Consider the following 24,638-nt stretch of genomic DNA (forward strand, 5'->3'; position numbering starts at 1 on the left):
GCGTCTCTAAGTTATTGATGTCTTAACTAGGTCATTGATGCTTTCACATAGACATCAAAACGGTTCTTTTTAGTTTCGATTGCCATGCTCGGTTTTTGCTCGTCTAACCATGCTGCGTAATCCGGTCTTTTGACCACAACACGCTTTGATGCGAGCTTCATCGCAGGCTCAAATAAGCCATCGGCATCCAGATCGGCGCCAACCAAAGATTGGAATACACGCATCTCTTTCTTAACCAAAGCCGATTTCTTTTTGTTCTCTGGGTGCGGGTACATCGGGTCGAGATACACCACATCTGGCTGTTCAAAGTCAGGATCGTTACTCAGCTTATTTAGGGCATCATGGCTAGAAGCATGAATCAACTTCATTCGCTCACTCACCCAACCACCGATGTCTGGGTCTTTTTGTGCTCTCTGCAGGCCGTCATCCAATAATGCAGCCACAACTGGATGTCGCTCTACCATCTGTACTTTACAGCCCAACGAAGCCAGCACAAACGCATCACGTCCTAAACCAGCGGTGCCATCTAAGATAGTCGGTGTCGCGCCTTTGTTTAGACCTGCTGCCTTAGCAATTGCCTGACCTTTACCACCACCAAACTTACGTCTGTGACCGACTGCGCCTCCCACTAAATCAACAAAAATAGCGCCAAGCTTAGGCTCATCGACTTTACGTAGCTCAAGTCGCTCGCAAGTCAGTACCAAAGCAAAATCGCTGTTTTCATCATGAGATAAATTCCAACGGGTCGCTAAGTCATTTAAATGATCGATTTGGGTAGCATCTTCGCAAATCAGTTGTAGTTGCAAGGTCGTCTCCAACAGACAGTAGTATTCAAAACAAAAGAGGCAACCAGTTTACCTGATTGCCTCAACAATACATATTAGCGGTGAAAAGTATTCCCGGCTAAAGTCGGCTTACCTAAACCAATGGCTCTGTCTCTCGTTCTTGTCTTAACTCTTCAACGAGCTCCGCGAGTGGCTTAGGTCGGCCTATGATGTAGCCCTGCGCGTAGTTCACACCCAGTTCGATCAGCTTATCGATGATCTGGGTATTTTCAACGAACTCAGCCACGGTGTGCTTGCCCATCTGCTTGGCGAGATCATTGATCGAGCGAACCATCACATGGTCCATCTCGTTGACATCAATATCACGCACAAACAAGCCATCGATCTTCACAATGTCGACCGGCAGTTTCTTCAGGTAGCCAAACGACGATAATCCAGAGCCAAAGTCATCCAGTGCAATCATACAGCCAAGCTCTTTGATTCGAGTAAAGAACTTGATCGCCTGCTTCATGTTACTCATCGCAGCCGTTTCGGTGATCTCTAAACAAATCTTATGGCAAGGCACTGACGAGTTAGCCAAGCTTTCAATCAAGAACTCTACAAACTCTCGATTACCCATCGAGTGACCAGACAAATTGATAGAGCACATTCCAAGTTCATCTATCACCTTTGGTCGATGTTCCAACCAAGCGAGCGTTTGGCTCACGACTCGGCGGTCAATCAAGTGCGCTATGTTATAGCGCTCTGAGGCTGGCATGAAAATCCCCGGAGAGATGTATTCACCGTGGATATTCTTGATGCGAACCAAGATTTCAAAGTGCATTTTCTCGCTGTCTTTGTCTAAACCAAGAATGCGCTGAGCAAACAACTCTAAGCGATCGTTAGCCAAAGCCTCATGCACTAGATTCACGCATTCCATCTCTAGGTGACGACGACGCAGGTCTTCATCATCTTGATGGTAAAGGTTGTAACGGTTACGCCCTTCCTCTTTAGCAGCATGACAAGCAGCATCGGCCTGAGCATGTACCATCTGTGGTGAGGCTGCAGTATGGTCAATTAATCGGATACCAATAGAGCTGGTAAGATTAAGGCGAATATCACCCCACAAGAATGGGTTCTCGCTCATCGTCGAGATAATACTGCGACACACATTCACCGCATCTCGCTCAGTACAGTCTTTCATTAATACTGCAAATTCGTCACCACCCATTCGCGCTAACACGGCATTGTATGGCAGAACCTCTTCCAGCAGCTTAGCACTAAACATGATTGCGGCATCTCCCGCTTCATGCCCCGCCGTATCGTTCAAGACCTTAAGTTGGTCTAAATCCAAGAACAACATCGCGTGAGTTCGCATGTGGCTCTCAACCTCTTTGAGCGCCTTTTGCAGCTCTTGCTCAAAGTGGTTACGGTTAAACGTGTCCGTCAGCAAGTCATAACGAGCTTGATATTCTAGCTTTTCAGACAACTCACGAGTTTCGGTAATGTCTTCTCCAACAATCAACAGCTGATCAGACTCAACCAGCGGGCGAATATTTTCACGAATCCAGATGGTGCTGCCATTAGCATGGCGATATTCAATATCACGACGCCATACGCCACGAATCTTATGTTGTGGTTGCAATAAGATATGACGCGGGATCATTGAGTTTTCATCGACATAGAACTCTCTAGGACGATGACCCAGTAGCTGTTCTAGCGGGTAGCCTAGTAACTGCTCAGCAAACTGGTTCACTTGTTGAATGCGATTATTGCCATCAAGCGTAATCATCATCACGGGTTGTTTGTCGTAATACAGCTTGAGATTGGCTTCACGCTGGAACAACTTATTCTCCGCGAGCTTACCCGAGGTAACATCACGAGCTTCAAATAAGAACTGAACATCATCCTCTTCACTGCCCGGCATAGGCTTTAAAGAGATATCTAACACCATCGCACCACGATCACGACACCACACTTCCGCTTCAAATCGTAAAACCTGATGTTCCTCTCGAGAGATGAAATACTCCTTCAACACCTGCCTAGCCGAGTCTTCCCAGTGTTGGTGATGTTGAAGAGATGTTCCCAATTTATAGCCTTGGTTATACAAAAGTTCATGCAACTTGCTGTTGCTCGACACTAACACTCCGCCCTTATCAATAATTCCCATAAATTGCAGGCTTTGATCGAATATCGACTCAAGAAGTAGTTGGCTCTGACGGCTTGTACGTTCACTTTTTTGAAGGCGATTAAGGTAGTACATCAAGGTGACGATCACACATAACATGCTTAAGAAAAGCAAGCCGATCGTACGAATTTCATCGAGATAACGAACCCAAAATGGCTTGGGTTTGTTTAAGAAAGTCACTGATGCTTCATTTTCTGCGCCTAGGTTCCAGCGAGAGATTTGTTGATAGTCGAGTTTAATTTCAGCAGCACCGGGAACCACGGTGCGCAATGGCGCTGATGGGTTATCAAGTACTTCTAAAAGTATGCTTCCAGCCTCTCGACCTTGAATCATCCCTCCTTGAATCACACCGCCAATAGCGCCATGCCCCAAGCCTAAATCGTTAACCATATAGATAGGTATTTGGCTTTTTTTGTTTAATTCACGCCAGTCTTCATTGCTAGTCACACGGCCGTTAATATCTCGAAAATAAACCCAGAACAACAGGCAATTACCCGGCTTTGCCTTTTGAGTGAATGCAATCAATTCTTGGTAAGTGTCTGGCGTGTAATGCTTCACAACACCTGACATCTCAGGGTTGTTTTCAAGGAAGGCATCAATCTGGTTACGAACAGCCTCGCCAGTGACCGAGTGATCGGTTACCACATGAATTCTTTTTACCGACGTTTGAAGGCGCTTAATCAGTTCGATGTTGCTCGCCATATCGGTGTCTTCGGTTACGCCTGTCGCATTCAATCCTTCAATCATGTCTGGTGAAAAGTTGTTAATTCCCCCAAAAATCACTGGCGTACCCTTTAATTGCGGAGCCAATCGCTTCATTAGGTTTAAAGCGTTGTTATCACTCACGACAACGGCTGCAAAGTCTTCGTGCATCAATTTAGTTCTATAGAGTTGATACACGCGCTCCAAATATTCAGAATTTTGTGTGCGTTTACTATCGAGATATACGACTCGATAAGACAAGCGGGTTCGATCCAGCTCTTCTGCCAACCCTTTTTGGAAACTGTCCGTCCAAAAAAAACCTTGATGATAAGAGTGAATAACCAACACATCTTTTGCCTGAGCTGAAGCAAAAACACTCCAACACATCACAATAAAAAATAACGAAAATCGCACTGAATTCACCCTAACCCTATAGTTACTGCTAATATTATCACCCTTGGCTATGATGTGTACTCAAGCCGGTATGTTTTTCATTCAATCTAAGGATTATGCATGTCCACAACTACAGCTCGTCTAGATGATCTAGACCGTGCCATTCTAAAAACTTTGATGGAAGATGCACGTACTCCTTATGCTGAAATGGCAAAGCAGTTCGATGTCAGCCCTGCGACGATTCACGTTCGCATCGAAAAGATGAGATCAGCAGACATTATTGAGCGAACAGAAGTTGTGGTAAACACCAAAAAGCTAGGCTACGACGTGTGCTGTTTTATTGGTATTAACCTTAACGCAGCCCGCGACTACCACTCGGCCATTGCCAAACTCAATGCTTTAGATGAAGTGGTCGAGGCGTACTACACCACCGGTGCTTACAATATTTTTGTAAAGCTGATGTGTAAGTCGATCGAAGAGCTGCAGTTCGTACTGATTGATAAATTGCAGGCGATTGACGAGGTTCAGTCGACAGAGACATTGATTTCATTGCAAAACCCTATCAATCGCAATGTGAATCCCTAGCTCACATACGAACTAGATTCTTTGGGGTGTCCCAAAAAGAAAAGGCTGAACGCAATGTTCAGCCTTTAATCTATCTAGCTTATGTCGTCTCGAATCTAAGCTAGAATACCAGCATGACGTAGCATCGCGTCGATTTGTGGCTCACGACCACGGAAGCGTTTGAACAGCTCCATTGGCTCTTCACTGCCACCCATCTCAAGGATGTTGTTCAGGAAGCGATTACCCGTTTCAGTATTGAAGATACCTTCTTCTTCAAATGCAGAGAACGCATCTGCAGACAATACTTCTGCCCACAGGTAGCTGTAATAGCCTGCACTGTAGCCACCAGCAAAGATGTGACCAAAGCTGTGCGAGAAACGGTTCCAATCAAGACTTGGCAGTACCGATACCTTAGACTTCACATCCGCTAGTGTTTCTAGTACGCAAGCACCGACTTCTGGATCGTATTCTGTGTGTAGCGTGAAATCGAACAAGCCAAGCTCTAGCTGACGTAGGATAAACATCGCAGATTGGAAGTTCTTCGCTGCTAGCATCTTTTCTAGCATCTCTTTCGGTAACGCTTCACCGGTTTCGAAGTGACCAGAGATAAACGACAGCGCCTCCTCTTCCCAACACCAGTTTTCGAGGAACTGACTTGGTAGCTCAACCGCGTCCCAAGGCACGCCATTGATACCAGAAACCGCACCCGCATCAACTTGCGTTAACATATGGTGGATACCGTGGCCGAATTCGTGGAATAACGTCACCACTTCATCGTGAGTAAATAGCGCAGGCTTATCACCGACTGGCTTATTGAAGTTACACGTTAGGTAAGCCACCGGCGTTTGTAGTTCGCCAGATTCAGTCATGCGACGACCGCGACAGTCATCCATCCATGCGCCGCCACGTTTGTGTTCACGTGCGTATAGGTCTAGGTAGAAGCTCCCGCGCAATGTTCCAGTCGCATCAAAGATGTCAAAGAAGCGAACCGACTCATGCCAAGTATCCACGCCTTCACGCTCTGTCACCGACATACCAAATACGCGGTTCAACACCTCAAACAAACCTGAAACCACATTTGATTCAGGGAAATATGGACGAAGCTCTTCATCAGAGATATCGAACAGGTCCTGTTTTTGCTTTTCGCTGTAATAAGCGATGTCCCACAGGTTTAGCTCAGACACGCCAAACTCTTTCTCTGCAAACTGACGTAGCTCTTCTACTTCACGCTCACCTTGTGGTTTGGCTTTTACTGCTAGGTCATTTAGGAAGCCAAGCACTTGGTCTGGCGTTTCTGCCATCTTGGTCGACAAAGATTTTTCGCTGTAAGTGCTAAAGCCAAGCATGCGTGCGATCTCGTGGCGCAGCTTAAGTTGCTCTGTGATGATCTCAGTGTTGTCCCACTTGCCAGCATTTGGACCGCGATCTGAAGCACGCGTTACGTAAGCTTCGTACAGCTCTTTACGTAGTTCTTGGTTATCACAGTAGGTCATCACCGGTAGGTATGATGGGATATCTAGAGTCAGTAGGTAACCTTCCTGCTCTTTAGCTTCCGCCGCGGCTTGTGCTGCCGCCAGTGCTGATTCAGGCATACCGGCCAGTTCAGCTACATCGGTGATCTGCTTGCTCCAACCCATGGTTGCATCAAGCACGTTGTTTGAGAATTGAGAACCCAGCTCAGATTGGCGCTTGCTGATCTCGCCGTAACGGTGCTGCTCATCTGCAGGTAAGCCAATACCCGACAACTCAAAGTCACGCAGTGCGTCGGTAATGGTTTTCTGTTGAGCTTGGTTCAATGCAGAGAATGCTTCGCTCGTCTTGATCGCTTTATACGCTTCGAACAAACCTTTGTGCTGACCAACCCAAGTGCCGTACTCAGAAAGCACAGGCAGACAGCTCTCATAAGCGTCACGCAGCTCATCGCTGTTCATCACAGAATTCATATGGCTTACTGGTGACCAAATGCGGCCCAAACGATCATCCACTTCTTCAATTGGAGCAACGAGGTTGTCCCAGCTTGGTGAAATATTACCTTCAAGTACTTGTTCTATCTTGTTGCGACACTCTTCAATCACTTGCTCAACCGCTGGCTTAACGTGCTCAGGTTTGATTTGTGAAAACGGAGGTAAGTCCGTGAAGGTTAATAGCGGATTAGACATATAAACATTCCTTTGGCTTTAGAGACTTTCGTCTTTTTTGTAATGAGGTCGTCTTACAGTCATCAGGCTAAGGGTCGCCCTAAAAAATCACTTGCGAATAGTTATTAAATAGTGCCCATGAAGGCAAATTTCAATAGCAGAACCAATAACTAACTGCATATTGCGAACGACTGTTCCTGAATTGTTCGAGAATTTATGGTCCATTGAGGGTTATAATAGTCTGATTAACCCCACCTACACTAACCACACTCTAATTCGAGAGTGTTACGAGAGTTTAATTTGTTAAGTTATCGCCACAGCTTCCACGCAGGCAACCATGCCGACGTAGTAAAGCATATCGTACAGAGCCTTATTCTTAATTCTTTGAAACAGAAGGATAAGCCTTTTGTTTATCATGACACTCACTCTGGTGTAGGTCGTTACGACTTAACGCATGAATGGTCTGAAAAAACGGGCGAATACAAACAAGGTATTGCACGCGTCTGGGCACAAACAGAACTTCCTGAAGACATTCAAAGCTACCTTGAGTCTATCTCTGCACTCAACAATGGCGAAAAACTGCGTTTCTATCCAGGTTCACCACGTGTTGCACGTGCACACCTGCGTGATCAAGACCGCATGGTATTAACCGAACTTCACCCTGCAGACCACCCTTTGCTTGAGCAAGAGTTCCACCGCGATCGTCAGGTGTCTATCTATAAAGAAGATGGCTTCCAACGCTTAAAAGGCAGCCTGCCACCAAAAGAACGTCGTGGTTTGGTACTGATCGATCCGCCTTACGAGCTGGCAAAAGAGTATCGTGATGTTGTGACTGCGATTGCTCAAAGCCATCAGCGCTGGGCAACCGGTATCTACGCAATTTGGTACCCAGTGGTAAACCGCTGTGATATCGAAGACATGATCGAAGGACTTGAAGGCTTAGGCATCAACAAGATTCTGCAAATCGAACTTGGCGTATCACCAGACACCAACGAGCGTGGCATGACAGCATCAGGCATGATTGTGATCAACCCGCCTTGGAAGCTAGAAAGCCAAATGAACGAAATTCTTCCATTCTTGAAGGAAGCAATTGCGCCGGCAACCGGTCACTTCAAAGTAGAGTGGATCGTACCCGAGTAATCTCAAACTCGATGGCATAGGTTGAAGGATCTTCAATAGACTGTGACATACACGAATAAATTTCAAACAGGGAGATTGAGTTCAACCAATCTGCCCTCAATATAATAATTAGACAATTTAAGAATCTATAGGACGTAGGTATCCAGTGTTCTCACTGTGACTACAGCCTTCAATAAATGGAGAAAGTAATGGCGACTCATTTTGATTACATCTGTATCGGTGGCGGTTCAGGCGGCATCGCATCAGCTAACCGCGCAGCAATGCACGGTGCAAAAGTTGCACTTATCGAAGCTCAAGACCTTGGTGGTACTTGTGTAAACGTTGGTTGTGTTCCTAAAAAAGTGATGTGGCACGGCGCTCAGGTTGCTGAAGCGATCAACCTATATTCAGAAGACTACGGCTTCGACGTTGAAGTAAAAGGCTTCAACTGGGGCAAGCTGGTTGAAAACCGCCAAGCGTACATTGGACGTATCCACGAATCTTACGATCGCGTTTTGGGTAACAACAAAATAAACGTAATCAAAGGCTTTGCTAAGTTTGTCGATGAGAAGACTGTTGAAGTTAACGGTGAGCACTACACAGCTGATCACATTCTGATCGCAGTGGGTGGTCGTCCAACTATTCCAAACATCCCTGGCGCAGAGCACGGTATCGACTCAAATGGCTTCTTCGACCTGATGGAGCAACCAAAGCGTGTTGCGGTTATCGGTGCAGGCTACATCGCGGTAGAAATCGCAGGCGTATTAAGTGCACTTGGCACAGAAACCCACCTGTTCTGTCGTAAAGAGTCACCACTTCGTAGCTTTGACCCAATGATCATCGAAACATTGGTTGAAGTAATGGAAGCGGAAGGCCCAACACTTCACACGCATTCTGTACCTAAAGAAGTTGTGAAAGAAGCGGACGGTACTCTGACTCTGCACCTAGAGAACGGCAACACTCAAAACGTTGACCACCTAATTTGGGCTATCGGCCGTCACCCAGCGACTGACGCTATCAACCTAGCATCAACGGGTGTTGCAACCAACGACCGCGGCTACATCAAGGTAGATGAGTTCCAAACGACAAATGTTCCTGGCATCTACTGTGTTGGCGACATCATGGAAGGCGGCATCGAACTAACACCTGTCGCGGTTAAAGCCGGTCGTCAGCTTTCTGAGCGCCTATTCAACGGCAAAACGAACGCTAAGATGGACTACGAGCTAGTGCCTACTGTTGTATTCAGCCACCCACCTATCGGCACGATCGGTCTAACAACTCAAGAAGCTGAAGAGAAGTACGGCAAAGACAACATCAAGGTTTACACATCTGGCTTCACTGCAATGTACACAGCAGTAACCAAGCACCGTCAACCTTGTAAGATGAAGCTTGTATGTGCTGGTGAAGAAGAGACAGTAGTCGGCCTGCACGGCATCGGCTTCACTGTTGATGAAATGCTTCAAGGCTTCGGCGTTGCAATGAAGATGGGCGCAACCAAAGCAGACTTCGACTCTGTTGTGGCTATCCACCCAACGGGCAGCGAAGAGTTCGTAACGATGAGATAATCAACGCCTTTTGTTGATAACTCTTAAAAAGCAGGCCTTGTGCCTGCTTTTTTTATGCCCCCTCTGAACCTTACTTCCCAACTCCACGTAACACAGGTACTGACCTATCTAGAACAGCAATGGAGTTTGTGATGAATCTACTAATTGAATCATTTGAAGGCGGGATCTACTTGGCTTACCAAATCGTTGGCGAGCAAAAGCAATTAATTAAAGACGACCACCAGCACCCAATGAAGTTTTTGAGTGTTAACCAAGCACGCGACCACTTTAGCGACCAAGGCGTGGCGTCGGCAATGCTGGTTCACAACAGTGCCTACGACGAGATGTGTGGTGAGCATTGTGGCCACACCCAACCGTTCGAGATTGATTTGAAGTGGAGTTAAATCAACTTCAAATCAATCGCGATAAAAATGAAAGGCTTACATCAATGTAAGCCTTTCTTATGGGAATCACTTTCCCTCTTATTCACTTAAATCAACGCAATGTCCGCTTCTGCCTGCGTTTGATGTTTTGCTCTTTCACAATAAAGTCGAACAATGGTGCGAAGAGGTTGGCGAACAGGATGCCCAACATGATGCCTTCTGGATAAGCAGGATTGAGCACGCGAATACCAACCGTCATCACACCGATAAGAATCCCGTAAGCCCATTTACTCTGATTGGTAAAAGCGGCAGAAACTGGGTCGGTCGCCATAAAGAAAGTACCAAAGGCAACGCCACCCAACACAAAGTGCCAGTAGAACGGCATAGAAAACATCGAGTTGGTTTCGGAGCCGATCCAATTCATCAAACTAGAGGTCGCCACAAGGCCAATAATCACACCCGCAACAATGCGCCAAGAGGCTATCTTCATGGCAATCAGAATCAGACCCGTCAACATGATAAGCAGTGACGACACCTCACCCATCGAGCCCGGTATATTACCGATAAACGCATCCATCCAGGTGATCGCCTCGCCAGTCATATTATTGATAAGCGAAGTACTACCACCCTCATACCATTGACTCAGTGGTGTCGCGCCTGAATAGCCGTCAGCGGCAACCCACACAAGTCCACCCGACATGTTGGCTGGATAAGCGAAGTAGAGGAAAGCCCGTCCAGCTAACGCAGGATTAAGGAAATTTCGTCCTGTACCACCGAACAGCTCTTTGGCGACAACGATACCAAAAGTGATACCTAATGCGGCTTGCCAGAGCGGAATGGTTGGCGGGAGGATTAGTGCAAACAGCACCGAGCTGACAAAGAAGCCTTCATTAACTTCGTGCTTGCGAACGACTGCAAACAAGACCTCCCAGAAGCCACCCACAACAAACACTGTGGTATAAACAGGTAGAAAATAGAGTGCACCAAGCAACATCTGACTTGCCCAGCCACTTGCTATCAATGACTGTGCATCACCAAATGCCCATGACAAGCGCCAGCTGCTTTCAATAACAGAGGTAAGTTCGTTAAGTTGATAACTGGACGTTAATGCGAGGAAGCTTTGGTGTCCGACGTTATACATCCCCCAAAACATCGCGGGAAAGGTCGCTAGCCACACCAGAATCATAATACGCTTGAGATCGATGCTGTCTCGAACATGGGTCAAGCCTTGGTTTACGTTGCCGGGCGTATAAAATATGGTCGCAAAAGCCTCATACACAGGGTAAAGCTTTTCGTACTTCCCTCCAGCTTCAAAGCGTGGAGCCACGTCTTCTAATCGTTTTTTTAAACTCATAATCTCAATCACCTTATTGCTTGAGTTATGGTTTTCTACGCATCAATTGCTCTATTTGAACAGTTTCTAGCGATTTTTAGTCAAATTCGTATAAAGAAAGAGTGTCCAGAAGTCGAACCGATGTTGAAAAAGGAAGGTGTATAAACAACAAAGCCCCAGCAATGGCTGAGGCTTATTTGGTATTACAACGGGTCTTCGCTACTTCACACACATCACATTAAGCAGTGAAGAACCTTTCAATTGATTTACGTTACCATTGGTAAACAGACCTTTCTTATCTGCGCCCCAATAAGGTAAATGCATTGGCCAGTTCTGTTTTTCCATAACCTTTGAGCTCAAGATGCTCTGCCACTGCTTTTCGCTCATCAGCTTCATGTTGACCTGACTACACACCAATTCAGCGCTATCGAAATCTAGGCGGCTCCAAGGCTTACCTTGCTCCATATAGAACTGTTGTTGATGGTCTAGAAGGTAAGGAATCGCATATTGGCTACCCGCAACATTGGCTGTCACACGAATTTCGATTTCCAAATCGTTATCTGAATTCGCGTTACCGCTTGGTAGCGCCTGAATAGCTGCAGCACTCGTTACCGCTGCCGCTTGCTTAGCTGCCACAGGTTTCGGAGCAGGTTTTGGTTTTACAGGAGCCTTAGGCTTAACCATTTTTGGCTCTGCCGTTTTTGCAACGATAGGCTGTGATGAGGTTTTCGACTTGTCGACCATTCGAATAAAAGCTTCGTTATAGCCAGACACCTTACGCACCTGAGCTAAGTCTTTTCTCGCATCAGAGAAGGTAGAATAAGGTCCGATTAAGCAACGATAGTCTCCGCCTTCAGGCTTCATCCAAACGTTGGTCGCGATTTTTTCATACAAAGGCTTTGCTCGGCTCAGTGACAGAGGCTTGTTCAGCAGGCCACATTGAACCCAAAACAGCTCGTTATCTGAATGACGTTTAGGCGCCTTGCTTCCCCACACACCCTTACCGATCGGACATGACTGCTCTAGCTGTGGTAATTGGTTGGTGCTTGCTTGAGTGGCATCACATAGAACCGACTCTGCATTCACTTGGCTCGAGACCAAAAGAGATGCAGCGATAAGCCCCATACGATAATTTCTCATCACAGCACGACATACAGCATTCATTGTCAATTTCATAACCACCACTTAAACCCTTACGGGTTAATTATTACCGAATCAATGTCGATAAAACATGAATTCCATTTTAAGTATTATTGACACTATCAATGATACTAAGTTCCAGATCCATTAAGCAAAAAAAGAGCCGTAATTGCTTACGGCTCTTAATTTAGTGACTTTTTTATCTAAAAATCAATCAGAGCTATCACCCTTTATAAATTTTAGGGTTAAACACGTCACGTAACCAGTCGCCTAATAGGTTAATAACTAGAACCAATGTTACCAAAAGCACACCTGGGAATGCTGTGATCCACCATGCTCCTGAGAAAATGTAGTTAAAACCTGTACTGATCAGAGCACCCAGTGACGGTTGGTCTACCGGAAGACCTAAACCTAGGAAAGAAAGTGCCGCTTCTGACATGATGGCATTTGCCACCTGTACCGTAGAGATAACCAAAATTGGAGATAAACAGTTAGGCAGAATATGACGGAACATGATGCGAGGCGCTCTAAAGCCCATCACACGTGCCGCTTCTACGTATTCTTTCTTCTTCTCTGCTAATACCGATGCACGGATAGTACGCGCATACTGTGGCCATTCTGCAATACCGATGATCACCACCAGCATAACAACGGCATATTGCGCGTAGAAGTCACTACCGAAACTTGCCTTAAAGATGGCCGAGACAATGATCGCAACCATCATGGTTGAGAACGAAAGCTGAACATCAGCGAAACGCATCAAGAAGCTATCAATACGGCCACCGAAATAACCCGAAGACAAGCCAATGATGATACCAAGCGTCAGTTGTAGGCCTACCGCTAAGAAACCAATGGTCAGTGATAAGCGCGAACCGTAAAGCATAGTAGATAAAATATCACGGCCTTGCTCATCCGTTCCGAGCAAGAAACGTTCTTCGCCATCTTCCATCCATGATGGTGGCAGCTCTGAATCCATGATATCAATCGATGTCACGTCGTACGGGTCTGTTGGCGCTAGAATAGGTGCTGCTAGTGCCATCACTAAGAAGATTGAGAAAATGGCGAAACTCACCATGGCCACTTTGTCGCGTAAGAAGTAATACACAATGTCTGATTGCTTAAAACGTTCCCAGCGAGACGGCACTGTCGATGTCTGTTCCATGATTATGCTCCTTTCCCTGTGATGTTAACGGTTGGGTTGATAACACCGTAAAGCAAATCAACAATCGTGTTAGTCACTACAAAAATAAGACCAACAAAAATAACGTATGCGGTAATCAGTGGTGTATCTACACGGTTAATCGCTTCTAAAAATAAGAAACCTGTGCCAGGCCACTGGAAAACCGTTTCAGTAAGAATGGTGTATGCCACCATAGTACCAATCTGAACACCACCAACAGTAAGAACCGGTAGCATGGTGTTTTTCAATGCGTGTTGATAATAGATTTTGTTTAGCGCTAGGCCTTTCGCTTTACCAAACTTAATGTATTCAGAACTTAGAACTTCTAGCATTTCAGAACGAACTAGACGAATAAAAAGAGGCAGCATGATAGATGCTAGAGCAATGCTCGGCAGTACCAAGTGTGCAAGGCCATCGAGCGTTAAGAAGCCAGACTCCCAACCAAACCAGTTTGCAGTATCACCACGTCCAAATGACGGTAGCCAACCTAGCTCAATAGAGAACACATACATCAGCATGATTGCAGTTAAGAAAACAGGTACCGAGATGCCGATACTACTACCCGCCATGACCAATTTAGTGAAGAAACTTTTTGGGTGTATTGCAGAATAAACGCCTAATGGAATCGACAGACAAACAATAATCAGAGAAGCACCGAACACAAGTTCAAGCGTCGCGACCAATTTGTCTAAAATTACGTCCACAGCAGGGCGTTTAAAGAAATATGAAGTACCAAGATCACCTTGTAGGGCTGCGCCTATAAAGCGAGTATATTTTGTAACGAAGGGATCATTTAAGCCGAGTTCATCGCGTAGCGCTTGACGCTCCGCCTCTGAAACAGATTGACCGACTAACTCACGTAACGGGTCGCCCAGGTTATCCTGAATGGCAAACGCCACCAAACTGATCACAAACATCACTATCAGTGCCTGAAACAGGCGCTTGACCAGAAACGTAACCATTCCTTGCCCCTTATCTATCCATGACTGTCTAATCGAAATCCGCGACTAGACAACAAAAAATTCAGTCTTAAAAAGGTATTTAGCCAGACTGAAGGAAGACCAAATACCGAAACTTAAATCTATATCTTAATAATATTGAGAGCCTGAAAGCTTCAGGCTCTCGATTCTAGCAAGCTAGATTATTTTACAACTAGGTCGCCGAAGTAAGGCATAACCATTGGGTTTACTACGTCTGCTGCACCTACGTTAGATTTCGCGCCCCACGCTTCACTTTGCCAGTGTAGAGGTACGAATACTGCATCGTTGTAAAGTGTTGCTTCAACGCCTTTCAGCATCTTAGAACGCTTAACAGGGTCAGTTTCAGTGTTAGAAGCTTCTACAATCGCATCCATTTCTGGGTTTGAGTAACCAGAACAGTTGTATTGACCACGGCCAGTCTCTTCGTTACGAGTCATTGTTAGGAACTCGTTGAAGTTAGCTGAATCTTCTGTATCTGAGTGCCAGCCGATCATCATCATATCTGCTGAACATAGGTCAAACTCAGGCCAGTACTGTGCTTTAGGCATCGTCTTAAGATCAACTTTGATACCAATCTTAGACAGCATTGCCGCAGACGCTTGCGCTACTTTCGCATCGTTCACGTAACGGTTGTTAGGCGCTGCCATAGTTAGTGTAAAGCCATCTTCGTAGCCCGCTTCTTTCATCAGCTCTTTCGCTTTTTTCAGATCGTAACGAGGAACTAGATCTTCGTTGTGACCCGCGTAGCCTGTTGGGCTTTGCTGACCAGCAGCTGTCGCGAAACCTTTCATGATTTTCTTAACAATACCTTCATTGTTAATCGCATGAACGATTGCTTGACGAACGCGCACATCTTTCAGTGCTTCGTTGCTGTTTTGGTTCATTTGGAACGTAATGATACGAGTACCAGGTAGCGTTACTAGATCGATGTTCTTAGCGTTTTTAACACGCTTGTGATCATTTGGTGCTACTGGGTGAATCATATCCACGTCACCAGAAAGAAGTGCTGCTACACGCGTTGCATCTTCTTTGATTGGCACAAGTGTTAGCTTGTCTACGTTACCTTCAGTTTCTGTGTCCCAGTAATCGTTGAAACGCTCGAACGTTACTTTAACGCCTTGCTCACGTTGAGTTACGATGAATGGGCCAGTACCTGAAACGTTAGTCGAAGCGAACGAGTTACCGTGCTTAACTAGCTCAGATTTATCATTACCTTCCGCTGTTTGACCAGAGTAAAACTTGCTGTCCATTGGGAAGATGTAAGTTGCTGTTTGTAGTACTAGTGGGTAAGCCGCTTTTGATACTAGCTCAACTGTGTAGTCATCCACTTTTACCATTTTTTCGTATGGCGTGAAGATAGACTTAAAGTCTGGAGAAGCTTGTAGACGTTCAAAAGTCCACACAACATCATCAGCAGTCAGTTCGTTACCAGAGTGGAATTTCACACCTTTACGTAGGTTAAAACGGAAAGTCGTATCATCAACACGCTCCCAGCTAGATGCTAGGCGGCCTTCAAAATCCATCTCTTGAGTGAAACGTACTAGAGGGTCAAACACCATGTGAGACATTTGCAGTGTGCCACCAGACAGCTGCTCGTGCGGATCAAGTGATACTGGGTCAGCTGCGTAGCCAACGGTAATATCTGCTGCTGCTGCACTAAAGCTTAGGCCAGCTGCCATTAAAGCTACTGCTAATTTGCTTTTCATGGTTTTCATTGCATAACTCCTTCATGCGGGAATCCAGATCCCTAGTTGTTGTATTTGCGTCTGTTTATTGTTTTTAGCAAGCCAAACTCCAGCCTGCTGATTTTTATATCGCGGCTTTTGCCACTGCTTTTTCTTCTCTTAAACCCGTAAATTCAGGCATTAAAGAAATTAGGTGTTTGCTGTATTCATGCTGAGGCGATTGGAACAACTGCTCTGTTGGCGCTACTTCCAATAGCTCTCCCATTTGCATCACACCAACACGATCACACATTTGACGAATAACCGGTAAATCGTGACTGATGAACAGCATGGTTAGGTTGAGCTCGTCTTGTAAGTCTTTTAATAGGTTAAGAATCTGAGCCTGTACCGACACATCCAACGCCGACGTAGGTTCATCACAAATCAGAAGACGTGGGCGAGTTGCCAAGGCGCGAGCGATAGAAATACGCTGACGTTGGCCACCTGAGAATTCGTGTGGGTATTTAACTCCAGCCATCTTGCCTAAACCAACGTGCTCTAGCAGGTCGTGAACGATCTGACGAGTTTCATTCTCGTTGCGCGTAAGCTTATGGAATCGGATAGGTTCAGCAATGATGTCGAAGATCTTCATTCGAGGGTTCATTGATGTGTATGGGTTTTGGAACACCATCTGCATTTGGCGACGCATTGGGCGACGCTCTTTCTCAGACTTAAGCCCAGTAAGGTCAATACCTTCAAAGGTCACTTTGCCTGAGTTGGGTGCGTACAAGCCAGCAATCACACGAGCAATCGTTGATTTACCCGAACCAGATTCACCCACAAGACCAAAAGTTTCACCTTCGTGTACTTCAAAGCTCACGTTGTTTGACGCCTGAACGTACTCACGACGACTCTCAAAGAAAGAATCCTTGGTGGTAAAGCGTAAGTTGACGTTTTCAACATTCAACAACGGGCCAGTGTAATCACGGTGATCTTGGCTCTGACCTAACCAGTGGTTTTTCACATCAAGTGGTTCCATCTCGTGCGCTTCTTCGATGTAGCTCACAAGAGGGAAACGATCGAGTTTACGATCTGAACGCGGAACCGCTGAGATAAGACTGTGCGTGTAAGGGTGTTCAGGAGTACCAAGGACTTTCGCCGTCGGGCCAAACTCAACTAAATCACCACGATACATAACCGCTACGCGATCGGTAACGTTAGATACGACACCCATGTCGTGCGTGACCAACATACAACCTACGTTCTTCTTAATACATAGGTCGCGAATTAAACCCAAAATCTGGTCTTGGATAGACACATCCAGTGCGGTTGTTGGTTCATCTGCGATGATTAAGTCAGGTTCACCTGCCAATGCGATCGCGATAACAACACGCTGACGCATACCGCCAGAGAATTGGTGTGGGTACTGCTTTAAACGGTTTTCTGGTTGCGGAATACCAACTTGGTTCATCAAGTCTAATGAGCGTTGGTAAGCTTCTTGATCCGAAACCTTCATGTTGGCATGAATCGTTTCTTTTAACTGCTGCTCTACTGTGAATAGAGGGTTAAGAGAAGTCATTGGGTCTTGGAAGATAAAACCAATCTTTGAGCCGCGAACAGAACGCATCTGTTCAGGAGATAGGCCAGAGACTTTTTCGCCATCCAAAAATACCTCGCCGCTAGCAATGCGACCAGGAGGGCTCAGTAGATCGATCACAGCATTGCCTACTGTTGATTTACCAGCACCAGACTCCCCTACAACGCCAACAATCTCACCACGTTCAATGTTGAACGAAAGCGATTTTACTGCTGCGTGAACTCCATGACGAGATGGGTATTCGATACGAAGGTTTTTTACTTCTAAAAGTGACATTACCAGACCTCTACTGCTTTGGCAGCTCTCTGCCCTGTCTGCAAAATTGAATCCATTCTTACCAGAATATTGTTCTGATATTTTATACGGTTGACAATTTGGCAAATAATTCACAGAAAAGCAACAAAAATAGGATAAAAAGTCGACATTAAACGCTTAACAAGCAAAAGCACCACATAACTATTCACCCAGAGAGCATATAGTAATAAAAATCAACATTCTATTGTCGATAATAAATACTCACAAATCCCTTACTACCACTTACTTGTAGAGTTAAACCTATGGTTAAAAGCAGATCTCACTACCAGTCACTAAAAACAAATAATTATTCCAAAAAACAATTAACACTATAGAAACAAACGCTAATTTTTGTCATTTAAGCAAACAAAACAACCAGATAGAAGCATATTAACCATATATATTACCCCTAACATCATTTCAGCGAATACCAACCAGTGAAACGAGAGACTTACTAAAATGGAGACGATTTTGAGCGACTTGATGTAAAGAAAACTGTCAAATACAGGCCTTAGAGAACATATTCAGCGTCAAATTTCACTTTTCATAGAAATCTTTAGACCAAACCTATTAATTTGTCGAATGATTGGCGGTGAATTTTATATAAAATTAGATATCGAACAGCCCATTTAATAAAGCCGACATCTCTAGAAAGGCGCGATAATCTAGAAAAAAGGTAAGAGATCGCTTTATATAAAACGATGGATCTTGCGAAGGCTATATCAAACAAGACGTTGAAATATTTAGGGTATCAGTATTCAAAATCAAAAATAACTTCAACGACAGATGTCAAAAATCTCAACCTTTCGACTGAAACCTCTATTGTGGTAAATAAAGAGAGATTCGGCACGGAAGCGCTTCCTGTGGCCTGACGAACCACCGAGCTGGCGATCCAGCCCACGATCTTCTGGCCCCAACTATCTAAAATTCCTGATGTAAAAAAGCCCCGTCATTTCTGACGCGGACGGCTAGTTGAGGCTTCTTAAGTGATAGGTGAAGAGACATTCTTTGAACATCAGGCGAACCCCACTTGGGTTCCAATCTAGTGATCTACAGATGAAAAAAAAGCTCATCATTTCTGATGAGCTTTCTTAAAGGTGATCGGTGAAGAAGGATTTGATGCGACTGGGCTTCCAGCCCCCGAATACACCATTATCTTTTCTCCAGATAGAAAGAAAGCTCATCAATTCTGATGAGCTTTCTTAAGGTGGTCGGTGAAGAGGGATTTGATCGGACTGGCGATCCAGCCCACGACCCTCTGGTCTCAAATTATCTAAATTCCAGGCGTAAAAAAGCCCCGTCATTTCTGACGAGGCTTCTTAAGGTGGTCGGTGAAGAGGGATTCGAACCCCCGACCCTCTGGTCCCAAACCAGATGCGCTACCAAGCTGCGCTATTCACCGAGACGTTTCGTTTGATTTCTCAAACTGGGAACTTCAAAGAAGCTACCAAAATTAATGGGGTGGCTAACGAGATTCGAACTCGCGACCACCGGAATCACAATCCAGGGCTCTACCAACTGAGCTATAGCCACCACTAATTTTTTATATAACCGCTTAAAAGCGATTATTGAAATAGTGGTCGGTGAAGAGGGATTCGAACCCCCGACCCTCTGGTCCCAAACCAGATGCGCTACCAAGCTGCGCTATTCACCGACTAATTTTGTATCGACTCTTGGGAATAATGAATCAACACTGGAAGCCGAAGCTACCGATATTTTATAAAGAAAGAATGGGGTGGCTAACGAGATTCGAACTCGCGACCACCGGAATCACAATCCAGGGCTCTACCAACTGAGCTATAGCCACCATTATTTCTTTTTTGCCAATTTCTCACTTACCGAAGTAAGAGACCGGATGGCGCGCCTGAAAGGATTCGAACCTTCGGCCTTTGGCTCCGGAGGCCAACGCTCTATCCAGCTGAGCTACAGGCGCATGCCCTGTCGGCGGAGTGGAATAATACGTATATCACCCAATGCCGTCTAGTACTTTTTTAACTTTTTTTTCTGTTTGGTCTCTTTTTCGACAGTTAATATGTGATAAACCCCTTATTTGAGTACTACAACCCGCCACAGCTTATAAGTTGTTGTTTATTGCAACAACTTATCGGGATATAATCACCCATTATTTACATTGGTTTAACAGTTGCTCTTTGCTGGTGAAGCCAAAACACCCTCCAACACTATAAATTGGTAAGCACGTACTTACCTTGGGAATGTAAAGTGAGTTTAATGGATATGTCTCGTCGAATTTTAAGCGTTGTCATCGCAGTTTTAACCTTTTCAACTGGCGCAATGGCTTCAGGCCTTAGCGAAGCAGAGCAAGATGCAATTGCTGAACGCATCAAACCAGTTGGTCAAGTTTACCTAGTCGGCAGCGAACCAGTAGCCGCAGAACCAACAGGCCCTCGTGATGGCGCAACAGTTTACGGTACCTTTTGTATCGCTTGTCACGCATCTGGCGTAAGTGGCGCCCCTAAAATAGGTGATGCTGGTGATTGGGGACCTCGTATAGCTCAAGGTCGCGATATCCTAGCTAACCACGCAATCAACGGCTTTAATGCAATGCCAGCGAAAGGTTCATGTATGGACTGTTCAGACGACGAAATCAAAGATGCTATCGAGCACATGATTGCTGGTCTGTAATTTACCGATCTGTAATTAAAAGTGCCAGATTCAAAAAAGGTGACCCTATGGTCACCTTTTTATTTGTCTCTATTTAATGCTTTCAGAACCAGACGCTACTTTTTGTTGAACATCGCACGAATATTAGCAATGTGTGCCTGTCCTTTTTCCATTCTTTCTTCAGCGGATTGTGGTTTCTTAACGCTTTCCCACTCAACATCATCATGCGGCAACTCGTCAAGGAAGCGGCTTTGTGTTGGCTTAATCAATTCACCGTACTGACGACGTTCACGACACTTAGTAAAGGTCAGCTCTTTTTGCGCTCGCGTAATCCCTACGTACATAAGACGACGCTCTTCTTCTACATTACCTTCATCAACACTGGTTTGGTGTGGCAAGATGCCCTCTTCAGCCCCCATCAAGAATACATACGGAAACTCTAGGCCTTTCGAAGCGTGCAATGTCATTAGTTGAACTTGGTCTGCATCGTCATTATCTTCCCCACGCTCCATCATGTCGCGCAAAGTTAAACGTTGAACAACCTCTCGTAGCGTCTTCTCTTCTTTATCATAATTATCACCTTCGAGGTCGGCCACAATCCAACTATAGAGATCAGACACGTTCTTCATTCGCATCTCTGCGGCCTTCGGGCTTGGAGAGGTTTCGTAGAGCCAATCTTCGTAATTGATGTCACGAACCAAAGAGCGAACCGCCTCAACTGTATTACCACGTTCAGCATTATCTGAAATTCGAACAATCCAATCACCGAAGCGACGTAGGTTTTCTAAACCACGGCCCGTCAGCGTTTGCTCTAAACCCATTTCGAAGCTGGCTTCAAACAGACTTTTACCGCGCATGTTGGCGTAGCTGCCTAATTTTTCCAGCGTAACAGGGCCGATCTCACGACGCGGCGTATTCACAATACGCAGGAAGGCGTTGTCATCATCAGGGTTCACCAACACACGTAGGTAAGCCATGATGTCTTTAATCTCAGCTCTAGCAAAGAAAGAGGTACCACCAGAGATCTTGTAAGGCACACGGTTCTGCATCAAGGCTTTTTCAATCAAGCGCGATTGATGATTACCTCGGTAAAGTACTGCGTAATCTTTATATTCTGTGCGATTCAGAAACTTGTGGGCGATGATCTCGCCGGTAATACGCTCTGCTTCATGCTCTTCATTCTTAGCATTCAGTACCTTGAGCTTTTCACCGTCCGGGATCTCTGAGAACAGTGACTTTTCATAAACGTGTGGGTTGTTGGCGATCAAGATGTTCGCCGCACGTAATATTCGACTGGTTGAGCGATAGTTTTGCTCGAGTTTGATCAAGCGAAGATTCGGATAGTCCTCACCCAGCAACACCAAGTTTTGCGGCTTTGCACCACGCCATGAATAGATAGATTGGTCATCGTCACCTACTACCGTTAAGCGACCACGCTCTCCTACTAGTAAACGAACCAACTCATATTGACTGGTGTTGGTATCTTGGTACTCATCGACCAGTAAATAGCGAATGCGAGACTGCCAGCGGTCACGCACTTCTTGATTGGTTTTCAGTAACCATACCGGCATCGCAATCAGATCATCAAAATCGAGCGCGTTATAGGCCTTCATCTGTTTCTGATACATCTCAAAACAGAATGCAAACAACTGCTCTTGTTCACCTTGAGCTCTTGCTTTCGCCTGATCTGGCGTCAGCATGTCGTTCTTCCAATTTGAGATGGTACTCATCAAAGAACGCAGCAGATCCTTATCACCATCGATCTGTGTTTCGGTTAGTTCTTTAAGTAGAGCTAACTGGTCTTGGTCATCAAACAACGAGAAGCCCGCTTTCAGACCCAGCGCTTTGTATTCTCGGCGAATGATTGTTAAACCCATAGTATGGAACGTTGAAACGATCAGACCTTTAGATTCACCTTTACCGAGAGTTTGACCCACACGCTCTTTCATCTCACGTGCCGCTTTATTGGTAAAGGTTACCGCTGCAATATTACGAGCCTTGTAGCCACACTCTTGAACCAAGTAAGCAATCTTGTTGGTGATAACACGTGTTTTACCCGATCCAGCGCCCGCTAATACTAAGCAGGGGCCAGAAACATACTTCACGGCTTCATCTTGTCTTGGGTTCAGTCTCATTTGATTCTCAATTTGGTCTAGAGGGGCGAATTCAATTGCGCGCCTATAATAATGCTGCAATAGCACGAATGCTACGTTCTCTTATACAAGATTTTTACGGCGTTTGTGTAAAACTTTGTTGCACATGTGTATGGTTCTTGGGCTATAATGAATGAACGTTCATTCATTGGTGATGGAATAATGACAACTCATGCACCTCAGGATAAACGCCAACAAATACTTTCTGCCGCTGAAAAGCTCATTGCAGAGGTCGGTTTTCAAGGCCTTTCAATGCAAAAATTAGCAAAAGAAGCAGGAGTGGCTGCAGGCACTATCTACCGCTACTTCGACGATAAAGACCACTTGATCGATGATGTTCGAGTGCTCGTGACTCAACGGGTAGCAGATGCTGTTCAAGAAGGGGTTAATGATTCGGATCCAATTAAGCAACGCTATCGTACTATGTGGTTAAACATATGGAACTTAGCAGGAACGAACTTAGCCGCGATAAAAAACCGGGTTCAGTATGACTCTCTACCCATCAAAAATAGCCTAAACTTCAGGGAACTAGAACGTGAAATGTTTGCCCAAGTTGAGCTGTTATTTAATGAAGGTAAAGAGCAAGGACTGTTTAAACCACTTAATAACGAAGTATTAGGTGGCTTGAGCTTAGCGGCTAGCGTATCTCTAGCGCGAAAGCATTCTTTAGGATTTTACCAACTCGACGAGGCAGAACTAGAATCTGCAATAGAAGCCAGTTGGGATGCAATAATTAAACACTAGATCGGAGTTTTGACCATAATGAAAAAGTGGACTTTCTTCATGTTACTCATCGCTGTACTTCTTTTCGGCAGCGTTATTGGGTTCAACATGTTCAAACAACAAAAAATTGCTGAGTATATGGCCAACCGCCCTGAACCAGAGTTTCCAGTAACGGTTACTGAAGTTCAGCCGATCGACTGGGTTCCAGTAATTGAAGCTATCGGCTTCATCGAACCTAACCAAGGTGTCACGCTAGCAAATGAAACCAGCGGTGTTATTGACCAAATCTCTTTTGGTTCTGGTACTGATGTTAAAAATGACCAACTTCTTGTTCGCCTTGATTCTGGCGTAGAAAAGGCAAATCTAAAGAGTTCTGAAGCTCGCCTGCCTGCGGCAAAAGCAAAATACAAACGCTACCAAGGCCTGTATAAGAAAGGTTCTATTTCAAAAGAAGCATACGATGAAGCAGAAGCAAACTACTACTCTCTATCTGCTGATATTGAAAGCCTAAAAGCCTCTATCGAGCGTCGTGAAATTCGTGCTCCTTTCGATGGCAAAGTGGGTATTCGTAACGTGTACCTAGGTCAATACCTGCAATCAGGTACAGATATCGTTCGTTTAGAAGATACCAGTGTGATGCGCCTACGCTTTACTGTATCTCAAACAGATATCTCTCGTATCAATGTTGGTCAGGCTATCGACATCTTTGTTGATGCTTACCCGGAGAAACCGTTTGAAGGCTCTATCAGTGCCATTGAACCAGCGGTAAGTATCCAAAGTGGTCTTATTCAAGTTCAAGCGGATATTCCAAACAATGATGGCCAACTTCGTAGCGGCATGTTCGCTCGTGCTAACATCATTCTGCCTAAGCTAGAGAACCAAGTAACCTTGCCTCAAACAGCGATTACTTTCACTTTATATGGTGACAATGTTTACATCCTTACGGAAGAAGACGGCGTTCAACGTGTTGCTCAACATGTTGTAAAAGTAGGTGAGCGTACCGCTGAGATCGCACACATCCTTGAAGGCGTTAAAGCCGGTGATACAGTTGTAACTTCTGGCCAAGTACGTCTAAGTAACGGTGCCAAAGTTAAGGTTGTTGAAAGTGATGCAATCACTCCACCATCTGAAACACCTAAGCTGTAACTGGAGGCACA

The 24,638-nt window shown here is 45.3% G+C and carries 17 protein-coding genes and 5 tRNA genes; 7 read left to right on the forward strand and 15 right to left on the reverse strand.

Going from position 1 to position 24,638, the window contains the following annotated elements; all coding sequences use genetic code 11:
- Positions 1–26: 26 nt before the first annotated feature.
- Positions 27–806 carry a class I SAM-dependent methyltransferase gene (locus tag L3V35_RS20045; protein ID WP_054548009.1) on the reverse strand — a complete coding sequence of 260 codons (780 nt, stop codon included), beginning with the start codon at positions 804–806 and terminating at the stop codon, positions 27–29.
- 112 nt (positions 807–918) lie between these two features.
- Positions 919–4,041 (reverse strand): EAL domain-containing protein, encoded by a 3,123-nt coding sequence (locus L3V35_RS20050; RefSeq protein WP_237300544.1) that lies wholly within the window; start codon positions 4,039–4,041, stop codon positions 919–921.
- A gap of 126 nt (positions 4,042–4,167) precedes the next feature.
- On the opposite strand from L3V35_RS20050, the gene asnC reads away from it, so the two are divergent.
- Positions 4,168–4,632 carry a transcriptional regulator AsnC gene (gene asnC, locus L3V35_RS20055; protein WP_004735550.1) on the forward strand — a complete coding sequence of 155 codons (465 nt, stop codon included), beginning with the start codon at positions 4,168–4,170 and terminating at the stop codon, positions 4,630–4,632.
- Positions 4,633–4,727: 95 nt separating this feature from the next.
- Here asnC and prlC read toward each other — a convergent pair whose 3' ends face one another.
- Positions 4,728–6,770 carry an oligopeptidase A gene (gene prlC / locus L3V35_RS20060; RefSeq protein WP_237300537.1) on the reverse strand — a complete coding sequence of 681 codons (2,043 nt, stop codon included), beginning with the start codon at positions 6,768–6,770 and terminating at the stop codon, positions 4,728–4,730.
- A gap of 279 nt (positions 6,771–7,049) precedes the next feature.
- On the opposite strand from prlC, the gene L3V35_RS20065 reads away from it, so the two are divergent.
- The 3 genes from L3V35_RS20065 (at position 7,050) to L3V35_RS20075 (ending at position 9,816) form a co-directional block, all read left to right on the forward strand.
- A complete protein-coding gene (locus L3V35_RS20065) occupies positions 7,050–7,889 on the forward strand; it encodes a 23S rRNA (adenine(2030)-N(6))-methyltransferase RlmJ (protein WP_237300538.1) in 840 nt (279 codons plus the stop codon).
- Positions 7,890–8,077: 188 nt separating this feature from the next.
- Complete coding sequence (gene gorA, locus L3V35_RS20070) at positions 8,078–9,433, forward strand: glutathione-disulfide reductase (protein WP_054548012.1); 1,356 nt, start codon at positions 8,078–8,080, stop codon at positions 9,431–9,433.
- 131 nt (positions 9,434–9,564) lie between these two features.
- Entirely contained in the window at positions 9,565–9,816 is a 252-nt protein-coding gene (locus tag L3V35_RS20075; RefSeq protein WP_029224300.1) for a DUF6482 family protein, read from the forward strand.
- Positions 9,817–9,907: 91 nt separating this feature from the next.
- On the opposite strand, the gene L3V35_RS20080 is transcribed toward L3V35_RS20075, so the two are convergent.
- The 11 genes from L3V35_RS20080 to L3V35_RS20130 all read right to left on the reverse strand — a co-directional run bounded on the left by L3V35_RS20080 (position 9,908) and on the right by L3V35_RS20130 (position 19,916).
- Positions 9,908–11,149, reverse strand: coding sequence for an NADH:ubiquinone reductase (Na(+)-transporting) subunit B (locus L3V35_RS20080; RefSeq protein ID WP_237300539.1), 1,242 nt, complete (start codon positions 11,147–11,149; stop codon positions 9,908–9,910).
- A gap of 198 nt (positions 11,150–11,347) precedes the next feature.
- Positions 11,348–12,304, reverse strand: coding sequence for an SPOR domain-containing protein (locus L3V35_RS20085; protein WP_237300540.1), 957 nt, complete (start codon positions 12,302–12,304; stop codon positions 11,348–11,350).
- Positions 12,305–12,491: 187 nt separating this feature from the next.
- The gene (locus L3V35_RS20090) at positions 12,492–13,430 is read right to left on the reverse strand and encodes an ABC transporter permease (protein WP_237300541.1); all 939 of its coding nucleotides are present in this window, start codon (positions 13,428–13,430) and stop codon (positions 12,492–12,494) included.
- Between the two features lie 2 nt (positions 13,431–13,432).
- Positions 13,433–14,410 (reverse strand): ABC transporter permease, encoded by a 978-nt coding sequence (locus L3V35_RS20095; RefSeq protein ID WP_004735540.1) that lies wholly within the window; start codon positions 14,408–14,410, stop codon positions 13,433–13,435.
- A 179-nt stretch (positions 14,411–14,589) separates the two neighbouring features.
- A complete protein-coding gene (locus L3V35_RS20100; protein WP_054548018.1) occupies positions 14,590–16,143 on the reverse strand; it encodes an ABC transporter substrate-binding protein in 1,554 nt (517 codons plus the stop codon).
- A gap of 94 nt (positions 16,144–16,237) precedes the next feature.
- On the reverse strand, positions 16,238–17,965 hold the full coding sequence (locus tag L3V35_RS20105; RefSeq protein WP_004735537.1) for an ABC transporter ATP-binding protein: 1,728 nt from the start codon (positions 17,963–17,965) through the stop codon (positions 16,238–16,240).
- Between the two features lie 1,343 nt (positions 17,966–19,308).
- Positions 19,309–19,385 (reverse strand) — tRNA-Pro (locus tag L3V35_RS20110).
- A gap of 55 nt (positions 19,386–19,440) precedes the next feature.
- Positions 19,441–19,516, reverse strand: a tRNA-His gene (locus L3V35_RS20115).
- Between the two features lie 44 nt (positions 19,517–19,560).
- Positions 19,561–19,637: transfer RNA gene (locus tag L3V35_RS20120), tRNA-Pro, on the reverse strand.
- A 77-nt stretch (positions 19,638–19,714) separates the two neighbouring features.
- Positions 19,715–19,790 (reverse strand) — tRNA-His (locus L3V35_RS20125).
- A 49-nt stretch (positions 19,791–19,839) separates the two neighbouring features.
- Positions 19,840–19,916: transfer RNA gene (locus L3V35_RS20130), tRNA-Arg, on the reverse strand.
- Between the two features lie 296 nt (positions 19,917–20,212).
- Here L3V35_RS20130 and L3V35_RS20135 point away from each other — a divergent pair.
- Positions 20,213–20,626 (forward strand): cytochrome c5 family protein, encoded by a 414-nt coding sequence (locus L3V35_RS20135; RefSeq protein WP_237300542.1) that lies wholly within the window; start codon positions 20,213–20,215, stop codon positions 20,624–20,626.
- A gap of 95 nt (positions 20,627–20,721) precedes the next feature.
- On the opposite strand, the gene rep is transcribed toward L3V35_RS20135, so the two are convergent.
- Positions 20,722–22,740, reverse strand: coding sequence for a DNA helicase Rep (gene rep, locus L3V35_RS20140; RefSeq protein WP_237300543.1), 2,019 nt, complete (start codon positions 22,738–22,740; stop codon positions 20,722–20,724).
- A 180-nt stretch (positions 22,741–22,920) separates the two neighbouring features.
- Between rep and L3V35_RS20145 the strand changes: the two genes are divergently transcribed.
- The gene (locus tag L3V35_RS20145; RefSeq protein ID WP_017076482.1) at positions 22,921–23,502 is read left to right on the forward strand and encodes a TetR/AcrR family transcriptional regulator; all 582 of its coding nucleotides are present in this window, start codon (positions 22,921–22,923) and stop codon (positions 23,500–23,502) included.
- Between the two features lie 18 nt (positions 23,503–23,520).
- Complete coding sequence (locus L3V35_RS20150; protein WP_065207387.1) at positions 23,521–24,627, forward strand: efflux RND transporter periplasmic adaptor subunit; 1,107 nt, start codon at positions 23,521–23,523, stop codon at positions 24,625–24,627.
- The last annotated feature ends 11 nt before the right edge of the window (positions 24,628–24,638 follow it).

The organism is Vibrio sp. L5-1 (genome assembly GCF_021728315.1).
In the GTDB taxonomy this organism is placed as follows: domain Bacteria; phylum Pseudomonadota; class Gammaproteobacteria; order Enterobacterales; family Vibrionaceae; genus Vibrio; species Vibrio splendidus_K.